At 61.9% G+C, this 16,969-nt stretch carries 13 protein-coding genes and 3 pseudogenes; 8 read left to right on the top strand and 8 right to left on the bottom strand.

Features of this window, described 5'->3' with window-relative positions; all coding sequences use genetic code 11:
* The first annotated feature begins 817 nt into the window (after positions 1 to 817).
* Positions 818 to 1,294 (top strand): GNAT family N-acetyltransferase, encoded by a 477-nt coding sequence (locus tag ACZZZP_RS14100; protein WP_122495019.1) that lies wholly within the window; start codon positions 818 to 820, stop codon positions 1,292 to 1,294.
* Here ACZZZP_RS14100 and ACZZZP_RS14095 read toward each other — a convergent pair.
* Together ACZZZP_RS14095 and ACZZZP_RS14090 are read right to left on the bottom strand one after the other, a co-directional pair.
* The gene (locus tag ACZZZP_RS14095) at positions 1,283 to 1,909 is read right to left on the bottom strand and encodes an HD domain-containing protein (RefSeq protein ID WP_463383141.1); all 627 of its coding nucleotides are present in this window, start codon (positions 1,907 to 1,909) and stop codon (positions 1,283 to 1,285) included. The genes ACZZZP_RS14100 and ACZZZP_RS14095 overlap by 12 nt on opposite strands.
* On the bottom strand, positions 1,906 to 2,307 hold the full coding sequence (locus ACZZZP_RS14090; protein WP_463383140.1) for a winged helix-turn-helix transcriptional regulator: 402 nt from the start codon (positions 2,305 to 2,307) through the stop codon (positions 1,906 to 1,908). Before ACZZZP_RS14090 ends, ACZZZP_RS14095 begins: the two co-directional genes overlap by 4 nt.
* A 145-nt stretch (positions 2,308 to 2,452) precedes the next feature.
* Between ACZZZP_RS14090 and gstA the strand changes: the two genes are divergently transcribed.
* Positions 2,453 to 3,058 (top strand): glutathione transferase GstA, encoded by a 606-nt coding sequence (gene gstA, locus ACZZZP_RS14085; RefSeq protein ID WP_122495025.1) that lies wholly within the window; start codon positions 2,453 to 2,455, stop codon positions 3,056 to 3,058.
* Positions 3,059 to 3,089: 31 nt separating this feature from the next.
* On the opposite strand, the gene ACZZZP_RS14080 is transcribed toward gstA, so the two are convergent.
* Complete coding sequence (locus tag ACZZZP_RS14080) at positions 3,090 to 4,631, bottom strand: sensor domain-containing diguanylate cyclase (RefSeq protein WP_463383139.1); 1,542 nt, start codon at positions 4,629 to 4,631, stop codon at positions 3,090 to 3,092.
* Positions 4,632 to 4,726: 95 nt separating this feature from the next.
* A pseudogene (mnmC, locus tag ACZZZP_RS14075) lies at positions 4,727 to 6,746 on the bottom strand (bifunctional tRNA (5-methylaminomethyl-2-thiouridine)(34)-methyltransferase MnmC2/FAD-dependent 5-carboxymethylaminomethyl-2-thiouridine(34) oxidoreductase MnmC1).
* 86 nt (positions 6,747 to 6,832) lie between these two features.
* Between mnmC and pap the strand changes: the two are divergent.
* Both pap and ACZZZP_RS14065 read left to right on the top strand, forming a co-directional pair.
* Positions 6,833 to 8,319, top strand: a pseudogene (gene pap / locus ACZZZP_RS14070) (polyphosphate:AMP phosphotransferase).
* 151 nt (positions 8,320 to 8,470) lie between these two features.
* Complete coding sequence (locus ACZZZP_RS14065) at positions 8,471 to 9,655, top strand: thiolase family protein (protein WP_463383137.1); 1,185 nt, start codon at positions 8,471 to 8,473, stop codon at positions 9,653 to 9,655.
* A 157-nt stretch (positions 9,656 to 9,812) separates the two neighbouring features.
* Here the strand turns inward: ACZZZP_RS14065 and ACZZZP_RS14060 are convergent, their stop codons facing one another.
* Positions 9,813 to 10,049 (bottom strand): DUF6316 family protein, encoded by a 237-nt coding sequence (locus ACZZZP_RS14060; protein WP_463383136.1) that lies wholly within the window; start codon positions 10,047 to 10,049, stop codon positions 9,813 to 9,815.
* A 272-nt stretch (positions 10,050 to 10,321) separates the two neighbouring features.
* Here ACZZZP_RS14060 and ACZZZP_RS14055 point away from each other — a divergent pair, with 272 nt between their 5' ends.
* On the top strand, positions 10,322 to 11,275 hold the full coding sequence (locus ACZZZP_RS14055; protein WP_463383135.1) for a DMT family transporter: 954 nt from the start codon (positions 10,322 to 10,324) through the stop codon (positions 11,273 to 11,275).
* 109 nt (positions 11,276 to 11,384) lie between these two features.
* Here the strand turns inward: ACZZZP_RS14055 and ACZZZP_RS14050 are convergent, their stop codons facing one another.
* The 3 genes from ACZZZP_RS14050 to ACZZZP_RS14040 form a co-directional block, all read right to left on the bottom strand.
* The gene (locus ACZZZP_RS14050; protein ID WP_122495039.1) at positions 11,385 to 12,005 is read right to left on the bottom strand and encodes an NAD(P)H-dependent oxidoreductase; all 621 of its coding nucleotides are present in this window, start codon (positions 12,003 to 12,005) and stop codon (positions 11,385 to 11,387) included.
* A complete protein-coding gene (locus ACZZZP_RS14045) occupies positions 11,998 to 13,392 on the bottom strand; it encodes a class II fumarate hydratase (protein WP_463383134.1) in 1,395 nt (464 codons plus the stop codon). Before ACZZZP_RS14045 ends, ACZZZP_RS14050 begins: the two co-directional genes overlap by 8 nt.
* Positions 13,393 to 13,501: 109 nt before the next feature.
* On the bottom strand, positions 13,502 to 14,515 hold the full coding sequence (locus tag ACZZZP_RS14040) for a DUF2804 domain-containing protein (RefSeq protein WP_463383133.1): 1,014 nt from the start codon (positions 14,513 to 14,515) through the stop codon (positions 13,502 to 13,504).
* A 319-nt stretch (positions 14,516 to 14,834) separates the two neighbouring features.
* On the opposite strand from ACZZZP_RS14040, the gene ACZZZP_RS14035 reads away from it, so the two are divergent.
* From ACZZZP_RS14035 to trhO, 3 genes and pseudogenes are all read left to right on the top strand, one after another.
* Positions 14,835 to 15,365: a DUF2059 domain-containing protein gene (locus ACZZZP_RS14035; protein WP_122495045.1), complete on the top strand. Its 531-nt coding sequence runs from the start codon at positions 14,835 to 14,837 to the stop codon at positions 15,363 to 15,365.
* A 12-nt stretch (positions 15,366 to 15,377) separates the two neighbouring features.
* Positions 15,378 to 15,671 carry a BolA family protein gene (locus ACZZZP_RS14030; RefSeq protein ID WP_463383132.1) on the top strand — a complete coding sequence of 98 codons (294 nt, stop codon included), beginning with the start codon at positions 15,378 to 15,380 and terminating at the stop codon, positions 15,669 to 15,671.
* 297 nt (positions 15,672 to 15,968) lie between these two features.
* Positions 15,969 to 16,893, top strand: a pseudogene (gene trhO / locus ACZZZP_RS14025) (oxygen-dependent tRNA uridine(34) hydroxylase TrhO); the annotation flags it as partial.
* Positions 16,894 to 16,969: the final 76 nt, after the last annotated feature.

The raw sequence follows: 16,969 nt of genomic DNA, 5'->3' as shown, positions 1-16,969 counted from the left end.
CCAGCGTCAGGCCGCTGTCTATTGCGATCTGGTCGCGCAGGCCTTGCAAGCTCGCCTTCATGGCGGTGAAACGGTCAAGCGCATCGGGCCACCAGCCGACCGTGCGCAGGCTCGCTAACTCCAATTGTGCGGCGCCGGTTAGCAGCTCTTGCAGGCGCTTTTGCACATCGTCGCTGGCGCCTTCTGCGCGCAGCGTTTCGGCGAAGCTGTCCATGGCCGAACGCAACGCCGGCATGGAATTGTCGAGCTGCGTGATGGCGTGTTGCGCATCGGCACCGGGCACGCGGGCGGTGTCGACAGCTTTCCAGCGCGCGGCCAGGTTGCGGCGAGCTGACAACTGCTGGTCCACCGCATCCAGTGCGAGTAATTGGCGCACGCCGCTGTGTTCCTTGGCGATCACCGCCAGCTTGGCTTGAAAGGTTTGGCTGACCATCCACAAGCTGCCCGCCAGCGGCAGGGCGAATAGCAGGAACAGCAGTTGGAATTTGCGCGCAAAGCCGAAGCGGCTCAGAAGATGGATCCCAGGGGATAACACGGACTGCATGAACGACGACTCCTCAAAGGATCTTGCCAGCGTTCCGTTGTACAGAACGCTGTCGGGCTGCCGGTGCTGGCAATGAGCCATTTGGCTAGCAAGTTCCGGACCGGGCGGCCGGGGTGTCGATGCACGGCGCGGCCAACGGTGCGGCGCAGGCTGGCGCGTTGTTTTGGTGCGCACGGGCGAAAACGAAGCGCAGCCGTGCACCCGTTTGTGTCACTGAATGACACAGCGGCGGGCGCGCTTTACCCTCAGCACCTCATTTTCAGGGAGTTACTCATGCCGCAGTTTTTCTGGTTGCACGAGCACATGGAACATTGCCCCACCATGGCCGCCTGGCTGTACGAGCAGTTCAGCTACGAGTACGTCGGTCAGTCGTTGGCTGAGTGGCAGCACGAATTTGCTGCCGGCCAGCACAATGGCGACTGGCCGAGTGTGGTGGCTGTCGATAACGACCAACTGCTGGGCGGCGCGGCATTGGCGACCGACGATTTGCCCGGCCGTGACGACCTCGGGCCTTGGTTGGCCTGTGTGTTCGTGACCCCGCAGGCGCGCGGGCAAGGCATCGCCGAGGCGCTGGTGGAAAAGGTCTGTGAGCGGGCGCGGGCCGAGGGTGTGGAACGGTTGTATTTGCACACTCAGGACCGCGCCGACTATTACGCCAAACGCGGCTGGGTGACGGTTGAACAGTTCGAGCGCTGGGGCAAGCCGCAGTCGTTAATGAGCCGCGACCTGCGGGCGGCGTCAGGCCAGTAACCGCGCCAGTTCTGCTTGCAGGTTGGCCCGAGCTTTGGCTTCCCACAGCGCGCGAATTTCTTCGTGGCTGTAAAGGTCGGGCATAGCCAACAGGGTGTTGAGCACCTTGGCGCGGCCGGCGTTGAACAGCGCCTCTGGCACCCAGTCGTACTCGGCGCGGATGGCTTGGGTGTAGGCGTGGTAGGCGTCGGCGGGCAGGGCGAGTACCGACAAATCGAGATCCACCACCAGCCCCGCATCATCGGCGTCGGCGGGCTCAACGTGAGCGGTGGCGAGAATGTGCCGGCGCACGCTGGCGATGTGCTCGGGCAAGCCGGCCTCACGCAGCCAGGCTTCGGCCAGGTCGGCGCTGGTGGCTTCGTTGTCCTGGCGCTGGGTGTGGTAGATGGCGTCGTGTGTCCAGAGAGCAAATTCCACCACGGGCAGGTCGCCAGCCAGGTGCTTGAAACGCTCGAGGTGCTGCAAGCAGGCGTTGATATGGGCGCCGTTGTGGTAGTGGCGCTGCGGTTCGGCGTAATGCGCGGCGAGGGTGGCGAAACTGCCTTCGGGCGCACTGGCACCGAGGCGCTGCCACAGCGTTTGCCAGCGCTGGGCCGAGAGCGTGGCGTCTGTCATGCCGAGGCCTCGACGGTCTTTTCTTCAAAGGCGGCTTGCGCTTGGTTAAGGGCGTCGATGTTGCGCTCTACCCAGTGATCCAGTGCCCGAATCGGTTCGCTCAGCGACAAACCCAACGCCGTCAGCGAGTACTCCACGCGCGGCGGTACTTCGGGGTACGCGGTGCGCGTCACCAGGCCGAATTTCTCCAGCCGGCGCAGGGTCTGAATCAGCATTTTTTCGGAAATGCCGTCCACTTGCCGCCGCAATTCAGCGGTGCGGCGTGTGCCGTGGGCCAGGGTGTGAATTAGCAACAGTGCCCATTTATCAGCCAGCACATCGAGGACGTAGCGTGCCGGGCACGTGACGCTGAATACATTGCCGGCACGGCAGGCGGCGTGGTCGTGCTGATCGAGCATAAAGGCGCTCCCAAATTAGTCAGAGATATCAAATGCATACTTACCGCAAGGTGGGTACTTGTGCCAGAGAAAGCAATCGCTAAGCTCAGTGCACGCGTGCTTCCCACGCGCCTGCCACGCTCCATTACTGAGTGAAGGATTGCTTATGAAACTGTATTTCTCCCCAGGCGCCTGCTCGTTGGCGCCCCACATCGCCTTGCTGGAAGCCGGCTTGGCGTTCGAGACCGAGAAGGTCGACCTTAAAGCCAAGGTCACCGCCAGCGGCGCCGACTTCACTGCGATCAACAAAAAAGGCTACGTGCCGGCCCTCACCTTGGATAACGGCCAGTTGCTGACCGAAGGCGCGGCGTTGCTGCAGTACATCGCCGACCAAAGCCCGCAAAGCGGCTTGGCACCGGCGGCCGGCACCTTTGCGCGCTATCAGTTGCAAGAGTGGCTGACCTTTATCGGTTCGGAAATTCACAAGCCGATGGGCTCGATGTTCAACCCGGCGCAATCGGCTGATTGGAAAGCCGCCGTCAGCGCCACGCTGACCAAGCGCCTGGACTACGTCACCGCTCAGTTGGCCGATAACGACTACCTGCTCGGCAACCAATTCACCGTGGCCGATGCGTACCTGTTCACCGTGCTCAACTGGGCCAACGTCGTCGGTTTTTCCCTGGCGCCGTGGCCGGCGGTACAAGCGTTTTCGGCACGCGTTGCGGCGCGGCCAAAAGTGGTCGAGGCGCTAAAGGCCGAAGGGTTGGTGTAAGCGCGACGGTAAAGAGCCGGGCGCGCTGTGATTAGCTGCCGTGCCGGGTGGCCGCCTCAGGCGCCTGGTAGACACACACCTGATTGCGTCCGCCACGCTTGGCCTCGTACAGCGCGGTGTCGGCTTGCTTGATCAAATTGGGCACGTTGTCTTGCTCGGCTTGTTGGGCGTACACCACCGTGACGCCGAGACTCACCGTCACGATTTGCAGTGGGCTGGCCAGGTGTTCGCGGGCCAGCTCCTGCACGGCCTTGCGAATCCCTTCAGCCATTTTCAAGGTGTTGGCCTGGTCAGAGCCGGGTAGCAACAGCATCATTTCTTCGCCGCCATAGCGAGCGGGTAGGTCTTCGGCACGGCGGGCCCAGGCCGCCAGCACTTTCGCCACGGCCTGAATGCACGCATCGCCGGCGACATGGCCGTAGCGGTCGTTGTAGAGCTTGAAGTGGTCGATATCCAACATGATCACGCCCAGCGGCGCCTGAGTGCGGCGCACGCGACCCAATTCCTGAGGCAATACTTCGTCCAGCCGGCGGCGGTTGGCCAGACCGGTGAGGGCATCTTCTATCGAGAATTTCTGCAGGGCTTCGTGGGCGTCGTGGCGTTCTTTTTCAGCCACTTCGCTGCGTGAAATCTGCTGCAGCAGCACGCGGGCAAAGGCCAACATGCTCAAGCCAATGAGTGCGAACACCACGCTGGAAACGATCAGTTGCCGCCACCAGGGCAAGCGAATGGCTTTGGCGGAAATGCCGGAAATCGCCACCAGCGGGAAGTCGCTGAAACGTTGATAGCTGTACATGCGTTCCTTGCCGTCGACGGACGATTCGATAAGCGCCGAGCCTGAACTCTGCCGCGTCAGGTACTCGGTAAAAATGGGGCCATGGGCAATGCTGGTGCCGATCAGTTCAGCTACGTACGGGCGACGGACCAGGATGGTGCCGTCGGCATACGTGAGGGTGAAGGCGTCTTCCTTGCTGGTGCGAAACTGGGCGTAAAAGTCGTTGAAATAGCTGAGCTTGAGGGTGGCCAGCGCGACGCCCGCAAAGCTGCCGTCCGGGTTGTTAATGCGCCGCGAGACCGGAATGATCAGCTCGCCGGTAGAGCGGCTGGTGATGACCTTGCCGACGTGCACGCCGCGCTCGGTATGGGTGCGGTGGTAGACGAAATATTCGCGGTCGGCGTTGTTGGCGTTGGGCGGGATGCTGTCTTTGTCGGTCACCAGCCATTCGCCCCTGGGGCCGTAAATAAATAGCCCATGCAGTTGCGGCAGGGCGGTCATCTGGCCTTTGAGGTACAGCTGCATCCGCGCGGCATTCAGGCTGGAAAGGCTTTCCCATTCGCTGCGTTCGACAATGCCTAGCACCAGAGTGTCGGCCTGGCGAATGGCGCCCCTTACATGGGTTTCGGTGGCCCGCGTCAGGTTGGTGGCCGCTTGACGGGCCTGGAAAAACGCTTGGCGATAAGACTGATAAAGCTGCCAGCCTTCCAGTGCCAGCACCACGGTCAAACCAAAACACACCAGGCCGTAGGTGAGGCCGCGTAGCCGATCGATGTGTAATGTTTGCGTGCGCTGCATAGCACGGAGTTGCCTGTTCTAGGGGTGAGTGATGCAAGCGTAGCCCAGCGAGCGGGCATTCGTGACGCGCTCGGCACACGCGGGCATGAAGCGGCCTAACCGCGCACCAATTTTCGCAGCGCAAAACGGTTGGGATGACAGGCCTCGGCGACATCACGCGGCACCGGCAGCGGTTCGTTGTTCAGCCAGGCGGCAAGCAGCTCGCCGGCCAGCGGCGCGGTGATCAGCCCGCGCGAACCGTGCCCGCTGTTCACATACAAACCGGGCAGCCACGGGCAGGCGGTGTCGGGATTTTGCCGGGCGTCTTTGCGCAGTATCGCGTAGGCGCTGGCGAAGGCCTCAGCGTCGGCGACCGGGCCAACGATTGGCAAATAATCCGGGCTGGTGCAGCGAAAAGCGGCGCGGCCTTGCAGCTCGTTCACCGGCAATTGGCGGGCATTCAATCGCTCAGCCAGGTCGCTGGAAATGTCGTCAAGCAGCTGCAAATTGCTCACGTGCTCAGCTGCTTTCACGGTCAGGTCATCGCTGTGAAAGTCGAAGCTGGCGCCAAGGGTGTGTTCGCCGTGGCGGGCTGGCGCGACGTAGCCTTCGGCGCACACCACAGTGCTCAGCGAACGGCTCTGCGGTGTTTGTGGCAGGCGAAGTGATTTGGCCGCGAATGCGTTTAAGCGGTAGCGATGCGGTGGGCGCAAACGCGCGCACATCGGCGGCGCCGGCCAGCACCACGACGCTGGCGCTGGCGACGTCACGCTCGCCATCGCGCGCGTGCCACTGGCCGTTGTGCTGATGCAGTTCGAGCACGTTGTGGTGGGTGAGCAATTGCACGCCAGGGTGTTCGGCCAGCAACTGGCACAACGCCGGCGGATGCACCCAACCGCCGTTCGGATAGAACAGCCCGCCGCTGGCCAATGCGATGCCCGCGTGTTGCTCGGCCTGTTCCCGGTTCAGCGTATGCAACAAGTCGGCGGGAAACGCGGTCGCAAGCTTGGCCTGGCGCGCGGCTTCTTTATCGTCGAAGGCCAGTTGCAGCACGCCGCAGGCATCCCAGTCTTGCCCGCGCTGCAACCGTTGAATTTGCCGACGGGTATGGCCGAAGCCCGCCACGATCAGCCGCGACAACGTGGTGCCGTGGGCGGACAGCTTGAGGTACAGCACGCCCTGCGGATTGCCCGAGCCTTCCTGCGCCAACTCGCCATGGCGCTCCAGCAGCGTTACCTGCCAGCCGCGCACTGCCAGGCTTTGTGCGGTGGCGCAGCCGGCCAGCCCGGCGCCCACCACCAAAGCCGTGCGCGGGCCGCTGAGCGGCGCGGGGCGGGCGTACCAGGCGGGCGAGGGTGGCGTAGCAGGCGCGTCTTCCAGGCCAATGAAATGACCCTTCAGCACTTCCCATTTATGCCCCAGGCCAGGCACACGCTTGAGTTTGAATCCGACCGCTTTCAGCGCCCGCCGCACCACCCCCGCCGTGGTGAATGTGCCCAGGGTCGTGCGCGGCGTCGACAGCCGCGCCAGTTCGCTAAACAGTTCCGGCGACCACATGTCCGGGTTTTTTGCCGGCGCAAAACCGTCGAGAAACCAGGCGTCTATTTCAGCGTCGAGTTGCGGCAGCAGCTCCATCACATCGCCGATCAACAGCGTCAGCACCACGCGACCGCCATCGAATAACACGCGTTGGAAACCGGGATGCAGCGCCACGTATTGCTCCAACAACTGCTCGGCAAACGGCTGCAACGCCGGCCACAGCGACAAGGCCCGTTGCAGGTCGGCGTGACTGAGCGGGTGTTTTTCCACGCTGACGAAATGCAGCTGCGCCCCGGCCGGCGCCGTGCGCGCAAACAACTCCCAGGCGCAGAGAAAATTCAAGCCGGTGCCAAAACCGGTTTCGCCAATCACCAGCTTGCCGTGCTCCGGCAGGGCGGCGAAGCGCGCGGGCAGGTCGTTGTTATCGAGAAATACATAGCGCGGCTCATCAAGCCCGGCGCTGTTGGAGAAATACACATCGCCATAGGCCCGCGAATGCGGTTGGCCGAGTTCATCCCAATCGAGCTGGGCGGTGCTGGTGGCGGGGGAAAGAGGGGCTGTCGGACATGATCGGTTCTGGCGCGGCAAGGCGCGCATTCTAGCCGATCCGGCAGCGGGGCATGGCTAGCGCGGCGCAATCCGCTAGGCTGTGCCCATCACGTTAACGAATGGAGCGAGGTTTTATGTTTGAGTCCGCCGAAATTGGCCACGCCATCGATAAGGAAGACTACGAGGCGGCCATCCCTGCGCTGCGCGAGGCGCTGCTCGAAGCGCAATTCGAGTTGCAGCAGCAGGCGCGCTTTCCGGTGATCGTGCTGATCAATGGCATTGAGGGTGCTGGCAAAGGCGAGACGGTCAAACTGCTCAACGAATGGATGGACCCTCGGCTTATTCAGGTGAATACCTTCGACCAGCAAACCGACGAGGAACTGGCCCATCCGCCGGCCTGGCGCTACTGGCGGCAACTGCCACCCAAAGGGCGCATGGGCATCTTTTCGGCAACTGGTACAGCCAGATGATCCAGGGCCGGGTGCATGGTCATTTCAAAGACGCGGTGCTCGACCAGGCCATCATCGGCGCGGAAAACCTGGAGCGCATGCTGTGCGACGAGGGCGCGCTGATTTTTAAATTCTGGTTCCACCTGTCGAAGAAACAGATGAAAGCCCGCCTGAAGAATCTGAAAGACGACCCCGAACGCAGCTGGCGGCTGAGCCCTTTGGATTGGCAGCAATCGGAAACCTATGACCGTTTCGTGCGCTTCGGTGAACGCGTTTTGCACAAAACCAGCCGCGATTACGCCCCCTGGTATGTGGTGGAAGGCGCCGACGAGAACTACCGCAACCTGACGGTGGCGAAAATTCTGCTGGAAGGGCTGCAAGCCGCGCTCAAGGTCAAAGAAAGCACGCAACGCCATCCGCACGCCGGGCCGGCCTCGGTGAGCATCGACAACCGCAGCCTGCTGGGCAGCCTCGATCTCACGCAACAGCTAGAAAAAGAGCAGTACCAAAAACAACTGGCAGCCGAGCAGGCACGCCTGGCTGGGCTGATGCGCGACAAACGCTTTCGCAAGCATTCGTTGGTCACCGTGTTCGAAGGCAACGACGCGGCCGGCAAGGGCGGCGCCATTCGCCGCGTGGCGGCGGCGCTCGATCCGCGCCAATACCGCATCGTGCCAATCGCCGCGCCCACCGAAGAAGAACGGGCGCAGCCGTACTTGTGGCGGTTCTGGCGGCACGTTCCTGCGCTCGGCAAATTCACCGTGTTCGACCGCTCGTGGTACGGCCGCGTGCTGGTCGAGCGGGTTGAGGGCTTTTGCACCCCGGCCGACTGGCTGCGCGCCTACGGTGAGATCAACGACTTCGAAGAACAGCTGACCCGCGCGGGCGTGGTGGTGGTGAAGTTCTGGCTTTCCATCGACTCGGAAACCCAACTGAAGCGTTTCCAGGAACGTGAGGAAATTTCCTTTAAACGCTTCAAAATCACTGAAGAAGACTGGCGCAACCGGGAAAAGTGGCCGCAGTACGCCGACGCCGTGGAAGACATGGTCGACCGCACCAGTACGCAATTGGCGCCCTGGACCTTGGTGGAGGCCAACGACAAACGCTTCGCCCGGGTAAAAGTGCTGCGCACGATCAACGACGCCCTTGAACGCGCATTGAACAAGGACTGAACAGCGACGACCCGCCAGAGGCGTCGAAAAGGGCAGGATCGCCGCGCATACACGGGATGAATAATCATCGCCGTGGCGCTTGCGGCGGTTTTATCCTAGCGGCCAGCTGCACTCCAGCCCTGATCTTTCCCGAATAAAAACGAGGTGCGTGATGCGTGAAGTAGTGATCGTCGACAGCGTGCGGACTGGCCTGGCCAAGTCCTTTCGCGGCAAGTTCAACCTGACCCGTCCGGACGACATGGCCGCGCATTGCGTCAATGCCCTGCTGGAACGCAACAAGATCGACCCGGCTTCGGTAGAAGACTGCATCGTCGGTGCAGGCTCCAACGAAGGCGCGCAGGGTTACAACATTGGCCGCAACGTGGCCGTGTTGTCGGGCCTGGGCACTCAGGTGGCCGGCATGACCCTCAACCGTTTCTGCTCCTCGGGCTTGCAGGCCATTGCCATCGCCGCCAACCAGATTGCCTCGGGCTGCAGCGACATCATCGTCGCCGGCGGTGTTGAGTCGATCACCATGACCCTGAAAAGCGTCAACACCGACAACCTGATCAACCCGCTGCTGAAAGTCAGCTCGCCGGGCATCTACTATCCGATGGGCCAGACGGCTGAAATCGTTGCTCGCCGCTACAACGTCACCCGCGAACAGCAAGACGAATACGCCCTGCAAAGCCAGCAACGCACCGCGCGCGCCCAGGCTGAAGGCCTTTTCGACGACGAAATCGTGCCGATGGCCGTCAAGTACCAAGTGGAAGACAAAGCCACCGGCGAAAAATCCATCGTTGAAGGCGTGGTCGATCGCGACGATTGCAACCGTGCCGACACCACCCTGGCCAGCCTGCAAGGCCTGAAACCAGTGTTCGCCGAAGACGGTTCGGTAACGGCCGGCAACGCCTCGCAGCTGTCGGACGGCGCCTCCATGACCCTGGTGATGAGCCTGGATAAAGCCAAGGAACTGGGCCTGGAACCGCTGGCATATTTCCGCGGTTTCACCGTTGCCGGTTGTGAGCCAGACGAAATGGGCATCGGCCCGGTGTACTCGGTGCCCAAACTGCTCAAAGCCCGTGGCCTGGAAGTGGACGACATCGACCTGTGGGAACTGAACGAAGCGTTCGCCTCGCAGTGCCTGTATGCCCGTGACTTCCTGAAAATCGACAACGAAAAATACAACGTCAACGGCGGCTCGATCTCCATCGGCCACCCCTTCGGCATGACCGGCTCGCGCCAGGTCGGCCACCTCGTGCGTGAACTGCGTCGTCGTGGCAAGCGCTACGGCATCGTGACCATGTGCGTAGGCGGTGGCATGGGCGCTACAGGCCTGTTCGAAACCTACAAATAAGGTTTCGCCGCCCACAAAAAACCGCGCTTCGGCGCGGTTTTTTTATGCGTTGATACGTGGGGGTCAATCAAGACTGACGCCATTCTCTCCGTCAGCGTACGTCCTGTAGGAGAGGCTTTAGCCTCGATTCTCCCGACGACAACGGTGATCTTGAGGCCTAGTGATCAAGAGTCCCATGCCGATCCATAAACGTGCGGCTCTCAATAATCTCGTCGCCTTGCAACTGCCGGCGCACGTACATCGCAATCTCCCGCTCAGCATCCACGCGAGTGAAATACGGCCCTTCCAGCGTGCCTTCGCGGGTGGCGAAAAAATACTGACCATTCACCGCGCTCACCCGCTCACTGCGGTAATGGGTAGCGGCGGCGGCATCCTGCGTACGTTGGCTGAACATGGGTGTGGCTCCATAGGCGAGTCGGATTGTGTGAGTGTAATCACACTTTGCCTGTTCGCCACGTTAGCCGATAAATGGTGGCCTTTTCCAAGTAGATCGCCACCATCTACGGGTATTTCCACTTAATTGACGTCAGCGTAATGGCGTTTTCCAAGTAGAGGCGGCGAGCCGTACAGTTACGGCGCTCAACTGTTTCTGTGTTTGCGGGTGAGCGGCTGCCTAAAATGCGGGCTTTGCCAGCGTTTGCTGCGCTCTGCTCACTTGAGGCTGCCATGCACACTTCTTCCGGCCGTTGGGTTTACGGCCTGACGCTTGCCCTGATCACCGCCGTGCTCTGGGGTGTTCTTCCTATCAAATTGAAAGAAGTGCTGGAGGTGATGGACCCCATCACCGTGACCTGGTATCGCCTGATCGTTTCCGGCTCGTTGCTCTTGGTGTACCTGGCGTTGACGCGTCGCCTGCCGGATTTCAAATTGCTCGGCGGCAATGGCCGGGTGCTGCTGGCGGTGGCCGTGCTGGGTCTGATCGGCAATTACGTGCTGTATCTGATCGGCCTGAAAGTGCTCAGCCCCGGCACCACGCAATTGGTGATTCAGGTGGCGCCCATTCTGTTTCTGCTGGGCAGCGTGTGGCTGTTCCATGAGCGCTTTAGCGTCGGCCAGGCAATTGGCCTGGCGGTGCTGATTCTCGGCTTCGGCCTGTTCTTCAACCAGCGCTTGCATGAGTTGCTGACGTCGCTGGGCACCTACACCGTCGGCGTGCTCACCGTTTTGCTCGCTGCTTTCGTCTGGACGTTTTATGGCCTGGCGCAGAAGCAGTTGCTGACCCGCTGGAATTCCATGCAAGTGATGATGGTGATTTACCTGGCGTGCGCAGCGCTGCTCACGCCGTGGGCGCATCCGGCGCAGGTGTTGCAACTGAGCGCGTTGCAGTTCTGGTTATTGATTGCCTGCTGCCTGAACACGTTGGTGGCGTACGGCGCGTTTGCCGAAGCGCTGGCGCATTGGGAAGGTTCGCGAGTAAGTGCAACGCTGGCCATCACGCCGCTGGTGACCTTTGCGTCGGTTGCCGCCGCCGCGCAGCTATGGCCCGAGCATGTTCATCCCGAGCAGATCAATTGGCTGGCCTATGTCGGTGCGGTGCTGGTGGTGTTGGGCTCGGCGGTGACGGCCATTGGGCCGTCGCTGATGGCCAACCTGCGGGCGCGGCGGGCGACGGGGGAATAACTGCTTTCTGCCGGAGCGGCCGGCCGGCGATCCGGTTTAGCCGCGATGCTCTCTCGAAAAGCATCGCGGCTAAAGCCGCTCCCACAGAGTGTGTGAAATCTTCAAATCTTTAAATCTTCGAACCCAACAACTCGGCCTTACGCAGCCAAGCCTGGCGCTGCGTTTCGGTGGACGGCCGAATGGGTGAGAACTGCGCCAGACGGCGGGTTTTGATGCCGCAGAAGCCGAGAATGGTGCGGGTCATTTGCCGGTGCGCCGGAGCGCCATAGATCCAGCGGAAATACCACGGCGGCGTGTCCATGGTCACTAGCAGATCAGCCGTGCGGCCGGTCAACAGTTTGTCCCATAGCTGCGAGCGGTTGCGGTATTTGAAGGCGAAGCCAGGCAGGAAGGTGCGGTCGAAAAAGCCTTTGAGCAGCGCCGGAATGCCACCCCACCAAACCGGATAAACGAACACCAAATGCTCGGCCCAGTGAATCTGGCGCTGGGCTTCGAGCAGGTCGGCTTCCAGGGTCTGGCTTTGGTCGTAACCGTCGCGCAGGATCGGGTCGAACTGCAGCTCGCCGAGTTTCAGTTGGCGCACCACGTGGCCTTGGCCACGGGCGCCGACGGTGTAAGCCTCGGCCAAGGCGTTGCAAAAACTGTTGCCCTTGGGCGTGCCCAAAATCAGCAGTATTCGCTTGCCGTCGCCCTCCAATGGCGTGGCGCCGCTCCTGACCTCATCACTCATGGCTACCGGCCTCAAGCATGCTTTCTGGTCGCACCCATTCGTCGAACTGCTCGTTGGTGACAAAGCCCAGCGCTACCGCCGCTTCGCGCAAGGTAGTGCCTTCGCCGTAGGCCTTTTTGGCGATTTGCGCGGATTTGTCGTAACCGATATGCGGATTCAGCGCGGTCACCAGCATCAGCCCGCGCTCCAGGTGCGCGGCCATTTGCGTGGCGTCCGGCTCCAGGCCTTCCACGCAGTGCTTCTGGAAGTTGCGGCAGCCGTCGGCCAGCAGGCGAATGGATTGCAGCAGGTTATGGATGATCACCGGCTTGAACACGTTGAGCTGCAAATGGCCCTGGCTGGCGGCGAAGGTGATGGTGGTGTCGTTACCCATCACTTGGCAGGCCAACATCGACAGCGCTTCGCACTGCGTCGGGTTGACCTTGCCGGGCATGATCGAGCTGCCCGGCTCGTTGGCCGGCAGGCGCACTTCAGCCAACCCGGCGCGCGGGCCGGAGCCGAGCAGGCGCAGGTCGTTGGCGATTTTCATCAAGGCCACGGCCAGGGTTTTCAACGCGCCGGCCAGGGTCACCAGCGGCTCGTGGCCGGCGAGGGCGGCAAACTTGTTCGGCGCAGAGGCCAGCGGCAAGCCGGAAAGGGCGGTCAGCTCGGCGGCGATGGCTTCGGCGAAACCGTGCGGCGAGTTGAGCCCCGTGCCCACCGCCGTGCCGCCTTGGGCCAGCTCGCAAACGGCGGGCAGCGCGGCGCGGATGGCGCGTTCGGCGTAACCCAACTGGGCGACGAAGGCGGAAAGCTCCTGGCCGAAGGTGACGGGCGTGGCGTCCATCATGTGCGTGCGCCCGGTTTTCACCAGGTGCATGTGCCGCGCTGCCTGTTCGGCCAGACCGCCGGACAGCTCGGCAATCGCCGGCAGCAGGTCGTGGGTGATCGCTTGCGCGGTGGCAATGTGCATGGCGGTAGGAAAGGCGTCGTTGGAGCTTTGCGAGCGGTTCACGTGGTCGTTCGGGTGCACCGGCACCTTGCCGCCACGTCCTTTACCGGCCAGCTCGTTGGCGCGCCCGGCAATCACTTCGTTGACGTTCATGTTGCTTTGCGTGCCGCTGCCGGTTTGCCACACCACCAATGGAAATTGATCGTCGTGCTGGCCGGCGAGTACTTCGTCGGCGGCTTGTTCGATCAGGCGAGCGATGTCAGGCGGCAGGTCGCCGATGCGGTCGTTCACCCGCGCGGCGGCCTTCTTGATCAGCGCCAGGGCGTGCAGCACGGCCAGCGGCATGCGTTCCTGGCCAATGGCGAAGTTGATCAACGAGCGTTGCGTCTGGGCGCCCCAGTACGCCGCTTCAGGAACGTCGATGGCGCCGATGCTGTCGGTTTCAATGCGATTCATGGTTCTTCTCCGCGGACTGTTCCGGCAGTTTAGGCGTTGCTCTGGCGGGCAGGTTCCCTGTAACGCGCATAAAACGTTACAGCGCTTCGCTGCTCGCGGCTGTGGCGGGCTACCACCGCGCGTTGGTGGTGCCCAGCCAACCCAGGGCGCCGTCTACCGGCACGCGCTCGCCTTTTGGGCCGCGCAGTACGCCGTCGAATTGGCCGAACCATTGGCGGGTTTCGGCATAGAAGGGCCCCACCTTCGGCCGCGCCACATGTTGCTGGCGCGGGGTGAACACCAAGGCCACGTGGTCATCGTCGGTAGTTAACTGCCAAGGCGCGGAGGGATTGTGCAGGTTGCCGGTGATCGTCATGGGGCTGGTGACATGCTGCAGCTCGCCGCCAAACCACAGGGCGTTTTCCGACAGGCCCGTGTTGTCCGTCCAACCAGAACCGAAGTTGCCGGCAATACCGCCCGGCGCGGCGAAGGCGGCGCGGGTCCAGTGGGTGTTCAGCGGCCACACGCCGCGGCCGAAGTCCAGCGCGGCAAAGCTGTTGCCGGGTACGCAGTGGTATTGCGTGCTGCCCAACTGCACGTCACCGCTGGCCGGCAGCCCCACATGCCGGGACGTGGCGTGGAAACCGCCCTGAGCAAACGGCACCACCAGGTTCACTGAGTCGAGGTGGCCGGGGCGTTGCACGTCCAACGCCACCTGCAAGGTTTGCCCGCCAATGTCCGGCACCGTGGCAACCAGACGGGCGCGGCCAGGGTGCTCGTCTACGCGAATTTGCAGGCGCGAGTGCTGGAAGACGTGACCCTGCAAGGGTGTGTCAGGCATCTCGCAGCCGCGCGCCAGGGGCCGCAGCTGCGTGTGGGCGACGGCATGACCGGTTTGCAGGTCGAGAAAATAGACGGCGCCGTAACCGATGTAATCGAGGTCCGCCACGGTGAGCGCCATCATCCAATCCGGCGTGGTGATGCACCAGTGGTTCCAGCGCTTTCGGCGGCCATAGTGCCCGGGCAGGGCGCAGTTCAGGTGGGGGCGGCTGGACCAGCCGACGGCGTTCGGCAGGAGCCTGCCCTTGGCATCGCATAAAGGTTGCCAAGGGTCGGAGACGAGGGCGGTACTGAGGTTGCTCATCGAACACGTCCGTGTGTTGCTCAATGGGGTGTGGCGAAACCGGGCCGGGGAAACGGGGCGCATTTTCTGGCGCGTGTCGCGGCGGGTAGCCAATTTGTTGGCGCGAAGAATGCACCGTCGAAGGGGCGTGCTGCAAGTGCTGGCAATTCGCTTGCGGACCAAAGGAATCTCCTCAACCGCTGTCAGGATTTTCCCGCCGGCAAGCGCAGTGCAACCGCTGCGCTTGAGCCGTGTCCAAGCAACGCGCAGAATGCCCAGCCTCCGGGATTTGCCTTTACTTCTCTCTTTCTATCCGCTTTCAAAACCAAGGAAACACCCAATGACCCCGATTCGTACCCTTTGCACTGCCGCCTTTATGGTCTGCCTGAGCGCCAACGTATTCGCAGACGCTAAAAGCCACGCCGCCAACGCTGAAACCTTCCTGAAACTGGCCCACGCCGACAAACTCACCGCCCCGATCTACGCCCAAGTTGATCAACTCTTCGATCAACGCTTCGTTCAGGCCCAAGCGCCAGAAACCAAAAAAGCCCTTCTCGAAACCTACAAAGCAAAAGCCAAGGCTTCGCTCGACAAAGCTGTCGCCTGGGACAAACTCAAGCCCGACATGGTCAAGCTCTACACCACCAACTTCAGCGAGCAGGAACTCAAAGACCTGATCGCCTTCTACCAGTCGCCACTGGGCAAGAAAGTGCAGGAAACCATGCCGCGCGTAACCGCACAGTCCGCGCAAATGGCCCAAGCCAAGCTGGAAGGTGCTGTTCCGGAAGTGAACAAACTGCTGGCCGACATGACCAAAGAAATTGCCCCGGCCGACGCCAAAGCCGCGCCAGCCCCAGCCAAAAAGCCGTAATCGGAGCCTTGTATGACTATGCGTGAACGCATTCAAACCACCCTGGCGGCGCTCGACCCTTCGTTCGTCGACGTGCAGGACGAAAGCCACATGCACAGCCGTGGCCTGGAAACCCACTTCAAAGCCGTGGTGGTGACGCCAGCGTTTGCTGGCCTGAATGCGGTCAAGCGCCACCAGAAGGTGTACGCCACATTGGGCGACCTGATGGGCCAATTCCACGCGCTGGCGCTGCATACCTATACACCCGAAGAATGGGCCGCCACCGGTGCCGCCCCAGCTTCGCCGACCTGCGCAGGCGGGCACTAACCCCCGCGCAGTTCCCGGAACCAGAAACCGCCGCTTGAGTGATCAAGCGGCGGTTTTTTTATGGCCGCTCGCAAACTACCTGTGGGAGCGACTTCAGTCGCGATTCCCGGAAACGCCGCTCTAATGCCCGACCGAATAACGGCCTTCGCGACTGAAGTCGCTCCTACAGGGGCCGTGCGCAACGCAGCATGGCCGACGCCCCGAAACTCGCATAAAATGCGCGCCGCGCCAGCCGGCGCCATTTTTGACACAAAATCCGGTCCGCCCTTTGCGAGGGTGACCACCTGGAGAATCCCCATGACCCACCCCATCGTCGTGGCGGCGCTGTACAAGTTCGTCACCCTGACTGACTACGAAGCGCTGCGTGAACCGCTGTTGCAAGCCATGCTCGACAACGGCATCAAAGGCACCTTGTTAATCGCCCTCGAAGGCATCAACGGCACCGTTTCCGGTAGCCGCGAAGGCATCGACGGCTTGCTGGCCTGGCTCAAGCGCGACGAGCGTTTTGTCGATATCGACCACAAAGAATCGTTCTGCGACGAGCAGCCGTTCTACCGCACCAAGGTCAAGCTGAAGAAAGAAATCGTCACCCTCGGCGTGCCTGGCGTCGACCCAAACCAGCAAGTGGGCACTTATGTAGAGCCGCAAGACTGGAACGCGCTGATCGACGATCCCGAAGTGCTGCTGATCGACACCCGCAACGACTACGAAGTGGCCATTGGCACATTCGAAGGCGCGCAAGACCCGAAAACCAAAAGCTTCCGCGATTTCCCGGCCTATATCGAAGCCAACTTCGACCCGGCCAAGCACAAGAAAGTCGCCATGTTCTGCACCGGTGGCATTCGCTGCGAAAAGGCCTCGAGCTACATGCTCAGCCAAGGTTTCGACGAAGTGTTTCACCTCAAGGGCGGCATTCTTAAGTACCTGGAAGAAGTGCCGCAGGAAGAAACGCGGTGGAAGGGCGACTGTTTCGTCTTCGACAACCGCGTCACCGTGCGCCACGACCTCAGCGAAGGCGAGTACGACCAATGCCACGCCTGCCGCATTCCCATTTCCATCGCCGACCGTGAATCACCGCATTACGTGCCTGGCGTCAGCTGCCCGCATTGCTGGGACAGCCTCAGCGAGAAAACCCGGGCCGGCGCACGTGAGCGGCAAAAAGCAGATCGAGCTGGCAAAAGCCCGCAACCAACCCCATCCTTTGGGCTACAACCCACGGGAAAAAAGGCCGCGACTAAACGCGCGGCCCGCGCCTCTCAATCAAGATCGTCCCGGTAATTGGAGCCCACGCATGCACG

This window comes from Pseudomonas sp. AC211, assembly GCF_979258055.1.
The sequence above is the reverse complement of the archived record's forward strand: the minus strand, read 5'-3'. Positions and strand labels throughout refer to the sequence as shown.

What these genes read in the sequence shown, in the direction of transcription:
- ACZZZP_RS14100 (WP_122495019.1), top strand. Translation starts at nt 818, where the DNA reads ATGCCGCAGTTTTTCTGGTTGCACGAGCACATGGAACATTGCCCCACC.
- ACZZZP_RS14095 (WP_463383141.1), bottom strand. Translation starts at nt 1,909, where the DNA reads ATGACAGACGCCACGCTCTCGGCCCAGCGCTGGCAAACGCTGTGGCAG.
- ACZZZP_RS14090 (WP_463383140.1), bottom strand. Translation starts at nt 2,307, where the DNA reads ATGCTCGATCAGCACGACCACGCCGCCTGCCGTGCCGGCAATGTATTC.
- gstA (WP_122495025.1), top strand. Translation starts at nt 2,453, where the DNA reads ATGAAACTGTATTTCTCCCCAGGCGCCTGCTCGTTGGCGCCCCACATC.
- ACZZZP_RS14080 (WP_463383139.1), bottom strand. Translation starts at nt 4,631, where the DNA reads ATGCAGCGCACGCAAACATTACACATCGATCGGCTACGCGGCCTCACC.
- ACZZZP_RS14065 (WP_463383137.1), top strand. Translation starts at nt 8,471, where the DNA reads ATGCGTGAAGTAGTGATCGTCGACAGCGTGCGGACTGGCCTGGCCAAG.
- ACZZZP_RS14060 (WP_463383136.1), bottom strand. Translation starts at nt 10,049, where the DNA reads ATGTTCAGCCAACGTACGCAGGATGCCGCCGCCGCTACCCATTACCGC.
- ACZZZP_RS14055 (WP_463383135.1), top strand. Translation starts at nt 10,322, where the DNA reads ATGCACACTTCTTCCGGCCGTTGGGTTTACGGCCTGACGCTTGCCCTG.
- ACZZZP_RS14050 (WP_122495039.1), bottom strand. Translation starts at nt 12,005, where the DNA reads ATGAGTGATGAGGTCAGGAGCGGCGCCACGCCATTGGAGGGCGACGGC.
- ACZZZP_RS14045 (WP_463383134.1), bottom strand. Translation starts at nt 13,392, where the DNA reads ATGAATCGCATTGAAACCGACAGCATCGGCGCCATCGACGTTCCTGAA.
- ACZZZP_RS14040 (WP_463383133.1), bottom strand. Translation starts at nt 14,515, where the DNA reads ATGAGCAACCTCAGTACCGCCCTCGTCTCCGACCCTTGGCAACCTTTA.
- ACZZZP_RS14035 (WP_122495045.1), top strand. Translation starts at nt 14,835, where the DNA reads ATGACCCCGATTCGTACCCTTTGCACTGCCGCCTTTATGGTCTGCCTG.
- ACZZZP_RS14030 (WP_463383132.1), top strand. Translation starts at nt 15,378, where the DNA reads ATGACTATGCGTGAACGCATTCAAACCACCCTGGCGGCGCTCGACCCT.